This window comes from Vibrio sp. 10N.222.52.C3, assembly GCF_041474195.1.
GTDB classification, from domain to species: domain Bacteria; phylum Pseudomonadota; class Gammaproteobacteria; order Enterobacterales; family Vibrionaceae; genus Vibrio; species Vibrio crassostreae_C.
The window spans coordinates 3,064-8,956 of sequence record NZ_JBFRTQ010000191.1; the positions used below are offsets into that span (position 1 = coordinate 3,064).

Genomic DNA, 5,893 nt, shown 5'->3' on the forward strand with positions numbered 1-5,893 from the left:
CGCTGACCACCAGAAAGTTGCGACGGTTTACGATCCAGCAACTGTTCGATTTGCAGCATTTCAGCCACTCGGTTTACTTCTGCATCGATCTCTTGCTGCGGCATCTTGCGAATCTTCAAACCAAAAGCGATATTGCCGCGTACCGTCATGTTTGGATAAAGCGCGTACGACTGGAATACCATCGCGATGTCGCGGTCTTTAGGTTCAACCTGGGCCACGTCAACACCATCAATCACGATTTCACCCGAGCTAATACTCTCTAGCCCAGCGATGGTGTTCATCAAGGTGGATTTCCCACACCCCGAAGGGCCGACAAGTATCAAGAACTCCCCCGAATCGATACTGATGTCGATGCCCTTTAACGTTTCGTTGTCCGCGTTGCGATAGGTTTTACGGATCTGTTTTAAATCTAATGTTGCCATGGGTAATTATCCTTTTACTGATCCTGCCGTTAGGCCACGAACAAAATATTTTCCTGCGAAGACATACACCAACAGCGTTGGCAGCGCGGCGATGATCGCGGCAGCCATATCAACGTTGTATTCTTTAACGCCCGTGCTGGTGTTGACTAAGTTATTTAATGCTACGGTGATTGGCTGAGTCTCTGAGCCGGAATACACCACCCCGAACAAGAAATCGTTCCAGATTGCGGTGAACTGCCAGATCACCGTCACCATGATGATAGGCGTAGAGATCGGTAATAAGATCTTGAAGAAAATGGTAAAGAAGCCTGCACCATCCAGTTTTGCTGCTTTGATCAATTCATCCGGAATCGAGATGTAGAAGTTACGGAAAAACAGAGTTGTAAACGCCATGCCGTAGATAACGTGCACAATCACCAAGCCGATGGTTGTGTTCGCTAGCCCCATCTTGCCGAGCATGGTTGCCATTGGTAGTAGCACCACTTGGAACGGAATGAAGCAACCAAACAACAGTAAGCTGAAGAACAGATTCGAGCCTCGGAATTGCCATTTCGTCACTACATAACCATTGAATGCTCCGAGCAATGTTGAAATCGCAACCGCAGGAATCACCATTTGGAATGAGTTCCAAAAGTAACCTTTGATGCCTTCACATTTTACGCCCGTACAAGCGGTATCCCACGCTTTATACCAAGCATCAAACACCCACTCTTTCGGCAAACTCATCAAGTTACCCGCCTTAATGTCTGGCAAAGTTTTGAATGAGGTCAGTACCATTACGAACAGTGGCATTAAATAAACTAAGCAGAAGAAAAGCAGTGCTGAATAGATAAATATTCGAGCAAAATTGATGTTATTCATCATGACTTTTTCTCCCTAAGTTCAGAGTAAAGATAAGGCACGAGAATCGCTAAGATACCAGCAAGCATCATCATGGCACTGGCAGCACCAAGGCCAATTTGTCCGCGAGTAAAGGAGTGTGCGTACATAAATAGCGCAGGAAGATCCGATGAATAACCTGGGCCACCTGCCGTCATTGCCGTCACAAGGTCGAAACTCTTAATCGCAATGTGTGACGTGATGATCACCGCACTGAAAACCACAGGACGCAAGCAAGGTAAAATGATTTTGAGATAGATAGTGGGTAAGCTTGCCCCATCAATTTGAGCGGCTTTGATGATTGAAGAATCAATGCCACGAAGGCCGGCTAAGAACATCGCCATCACGAAGCCTGACGACTGCCAAAGTGCTGCGATAACCAAGGTATAGACCGACATTTCAGAGTCGACTAACCAATCGAATTTGAAGTCGGTAAAGCCCCAATCTTGCATCAGTTTTTCAATGCCAAGACCCGGATTGAGAATCCATTTCCAAGCGGTACCCGTCACGATGAATGACAAGGCCATTGGGTATAAATAAATGGTACGAATCGCGCCTTCTTGACGGATGTTCTGGTCAAGCAATACCGCCAAACCCACACCCAACAAGATAGCAATCGCCATGAACAGAAAACCAAACACACCGAGGTTGGTGATTGAGGTGATCCAGCGATCGTTGTCCATCAGCTTTTCATATTGAGCTAAACCAACAAAGTTGAAGCTCGGTAAAAATCGAGAATTCGTAAACGACAGCGCCGCCGTCCAGAATATATAGCCGTAGATACACACCACGGTCACTAACGCGGTCGGCGCCAGTACAATCTTGGGTAACCAATGTTGCAACCTGTCAGCAAAGCTAGGCTTGGGCGCAGGCTGGCTCCTTGTAGGTTTTGGAGTCGACTCAGTCAAAACATGCTCCATAACTTATCCTTGTTGCACAATCGAGCCAATGGCTTACCTTTCGGCACCACATCAGCATCACGCATATCAGAATTGGGAGTGAAGAGTAGATAGGCTCCCTACGAGCCTACCCACCCTGGGGGTTTGGTAAAGCAACACAACCCGTCACTCACGTGCGTTGTGTGTCGCTTATCAAGTTATATTAGATAGCCGCTTTCACAGCTTTCGCTAACTTAGCCGCCGCTTGTTTTGGATCGGCATCTTTTTCGTTGAAGAAGTTGGTTACCACGTCGTAAATCGCGCCTTGAGCGTAGCTTGTTGTCGCTAGGCCGTGAGCCATACTCGGAACAAGATCGCCAGATTTCGCACTCGCTTTGAAGGTTGCCATTGAATCCAACGCACATTGGTCGAACTTAGACATGTCCATATCTAGACGTACAGGGATAGAACCCTTGTTAAGGTTGAAGACTTCTTGGAAATCTTTGGTAAGAATGGTTTTCGCTAGGTCTTGCTGCGCTTTTTGGTTCTCTTTGTCACTCAGCTCAAAGAACGCAAAGCTATCGATGTTGAAAGTGAATTGGCCATCAGTGCCCGGTGCTGGTGCACAGATGTAATCTTTACCCGGTACTTTGCCTGCCGCAGTAAATTCACCTTTCGCCCAGTCACCCATGATCTGCATTGCCGCTTCGCCATTGATAACCATCGAAGTTGCTACGTTCCAATCACGACCCGGAGAGTTGCTGTCGATGTAATCACGCATCTTTTTGAACTTGGTGAATACTTCCACCATTTTGTCACCAGACAACACGTCCATATCCAGGTCAACGAACGCTTTGTTGTAGTCTTCACTGCCTAGCACATCAAGTGCCACCGCTTCGAATACCGTCGCGTCTTGCCAAGGTTGACCACCGTGAGCCAGTGGAATGAAGCCAGCCGCTTTAATCTTGTCTGCGGCAACAAAGAACTCATCTAACGTAGTTGGAACCGTCACGCCTGATTTTTCTAAAACAACAGGGTTAGCCCAAAGCCAGTTAACACGGTGAACGTTGACAGGAACCGCCACATATTCGCCATCCCACTTCATCACTTTAGTGACCACTTCTGGCAGTAGCTCATCCCATTGTTCTTGTTTCGCCGTTGCATCGAGAGACGCTAGAAAACCTAAACCACCCCACTCTTGAATATCATGACCTTTGATCTGCGCGGCAGATGGAGGATTGCCCGACACTGCTCGAGTTTTCAAAACAGTCATCGCACTTTCACCGCCGCCACCAGCAACAGCGAAATCTTTCCAAGTATGGCCTTGTTCTTCAATCATCTCTTTCAGTACCGCTGCGGATTTCGCTTCGCCACCGGCAGTCCACCAGTGAAGCACTTCCACTTCACCAGCTTGAGAAAATGTTGAGGCAGCAAGAAGAGATAGAGTAAGTAGGGTTTTATTGATTTTCATTATTATCTTCCATGTTTTAGCGGACTCGACGTCCGGTTCAATAAAGAGTCTACTTATTTTGATTTTTAGGATTGAAACAAAAGGTAAGCCCTATGTAACACAATTGTTACATTAAACTTCTAGGCCGCGTGGAATATAGACTTTAGCTTCTAAGCCGCCTTGAGGGGAGTTACGAATAATGAGATCTCCGCCGTGTCCGTGTAGGATGTTTCGACAGATTCCAAGCCCTAAACCGTGTCCTTGATCATCCGTTGCTAACCTAAAGTAAGGTTCAAAAACTAACTCTAGCTTGTCTTCTGGAATACCGAGACCACGGTCTTGAATGGTCACGACCACCCAAAGATCATCACCGCTGATTTCAACAACTGCTGAGGAACCATACTTAACCGCGTTGTCGATTAAGTTGGTGAGTACACGCTTTATCGCCAGTGGTTTAGCGACCAATGGCTCAATGACGACCGGCTCGAACTCAACCTTTGTCTGATACTGGTTATGAGATTCAATCACTGCAAGTACCATTTCGTTGAGGTCAATAATGGCATTATTCTCGTGTAGATCGGTGTCTCTTACCGCTTGCAAAGCACCTTTAACCATCATCTCAAGCTCATCGAGATCTTTGTTGAATTTGTCTTTCTTTACTTCACTCTCCAACAACTCTGCACGCAATCTAAGCCGTGTTATTGGTGTCTTTAAATCATGTGAGATTGCAGAGAAAAGGTGCTCACGGTCGGCAACATAGCGACGAATCCGTTGCTGCATTCGATTAAACGCTCGGGTCGCCGTCACCAGCTCAGTAGCCCCCTCTTCGTTAAGTGGCGGCTGCTGAATATCCATACTCATCTCATTGGCCGCTCTTGCTAATTTTTTAAGAGGGCGTACTTGCCGACGAATCATCAAGTAAGTCAAAACCAAAAGAATGAGGGTCGAGGAAACTAAGAAGATCACCTGTTCTCTGCCGAGAATCGTATCGTCGAGTTTGACGTAAGGCGCAGGCAACAACGCGGCGATATACACCCATTCATGACTGGCTAATTCTATCTGAACAACCAGAATAGGAGGGTTAAGAGGTTCTAAGGTTAAAGTATGATGTGCCCACGATCGTGGGAGATCGCTCAAGTAGATATCATTTTTAAGCAAACGAAGATGTTCAGGGCGAGAGAAATCAACCCGCACTGATTCGACTTTATTGAGCTTGCTACTCAAAACACTTTCTATCGCTTCAATCGAGGCGGTTTTTAAACGGGTATCAGGGATCGGTTCGACAATCAACGCCTCTTTATTGAAAGAAACGAAGAAGCGCGTACCGCCCATATTGCGGATTTGATCCAACACGATATGGCGATATTTAACGGGCAGAGACTGGAAGAAAGTCACCGTCGAGGCAAACATATTGGCCATGCTTGAAGAGGCAGAACGAATCCCCTCCAGTTCTTTGTGTTTGGATTCGCTATACCAAATAGACGTTGCGATACCTTGAGCTATCACCACAGCTAACAAGGTCAGTAACAATGTTCTGGCAACCAAAGAGTTTGGCTTTAACCGACTCAACCCGTTCATAGGAAATACTTCATTGCCGAGGTGCTCATTAACATCACTTGATTATCAGTGTTCATACTGAACAGGCACAGCGAGGATATAGCCATTACCGCGCATGGTTTTGATGTAGTGAGGATACTTGCCACTGTCGCCCAATCGGCTTCTCAGACGACTAAGCTGCACATCAATGCCTCGCTCAAAAGGCAACGCTTCACGGCCTCTGGTCGCGAATGAGATAGTGTCACGGTCGAGAACTTCGTTAGGGCGAGTTAAGAACAACATCAACAGAGAAAAATCACTGCCCGACAAATCCATCTCTTCCGAGTTTTCATTGTGGGAAATTCGATGCGCTAACGTATCAAGCGTCCAATCACCAAAAACAATCTGTTTTGGCAATGCATCACTTGTCTTGTCATCCACCACTTGAACGCGGCGCAACAACGCTTTGATACGCGCCATTAACTGACGAGGGCTAAACGGCTTGGCAATGTAATCATCAGCACCAATTTCTAAGCCGATAATTTGGTCGGTTTCATCCGATACGGCAGTCAGCATGATGATAGGCACATTCGATTGCTTACGGACGCGTTGACACAAGGTAAAACCATCGTCACCGGGTAGCATCACATCAAGCAGAATCAGATCTGGATAACCTTGGTTTTGCAGATGAGCTTCTAGTTCAACACCATCTCCCACAGAAGAAACAT

Annotated in this window: 6 protein-coding genes; all 6 read right to left on the reverse strand. The window is 46.7% G+C overall.

Annotated features, from left to right (window positions below; all coding sequences use genetic code 11):
- Window positions 1–422 (reverse strand): ABC transporter ATP-binding protein (locus tag AB4517_RS21790; RefSeq protein WP_372149941.1); only part of this gene is annotated, 422 nt, incomplete at its 3' end.
- 6 nt (window positions 423–428) lie between these two features.
- A complete protein-coding gene (locus AB4517_RS21795; protein ID WP_048613124.1) occupies window positions 429–1,286 on the reverse strand; it encodes a carbohydrate ABC transporter permease in 858 nt (285 codons plus the stop codon).
- Window positions 1,283–2,221 carry a carbohydrate ABC transporter permease gene (locus tag AB4517_RS21800; RefSeq protein WP_017060634.1) on the reverse strand — a complete coding sequence of 313 codons (939 nt, stop codon included), beginning with the start codon at window positions 2,219–2,221 and terminating at the stop codon, window positions 1,283–1,285. Before AB4517_RS21800 ends, AB4517_RS21795 begins: the two co-directional genes overlap by 4 nt.
- 181 nt (window positions 2,222–2,402) lie before the next feature.
- On the reverse strand, window positions 2,403–3,650 hold the full coding sequence (locus AB4517_RS21805; RefSeq protein ID WP_372132852.1) for an ABC transporter substrate-binding protein: 1,248 nt from the start codon (window positions 3,648–3,650) through the stop codon (window positions 2,403–2,405).
- Window positions 3,651–3,761: 111 nt separating this feature from the next.
- Window positions 3,762–5,207, reverse strand: coding sequence for an ATP-binding protein (locus AB4517_RS21810; protein WP_017068960.1), 1,446 nt, complete (start codon window positions 5,205–5,207; stop codon window positions 3,762–3,764).
- Window positions 5,208–5,252: 45 nt separating this feature from the next.
- Window positions 5,253–5,893 (reverse strand): response regulator (locus AB4517_RS21815; protein WP_372149944.1); only part of this gene is annotated, 641 nt, incomplete at its 5' end.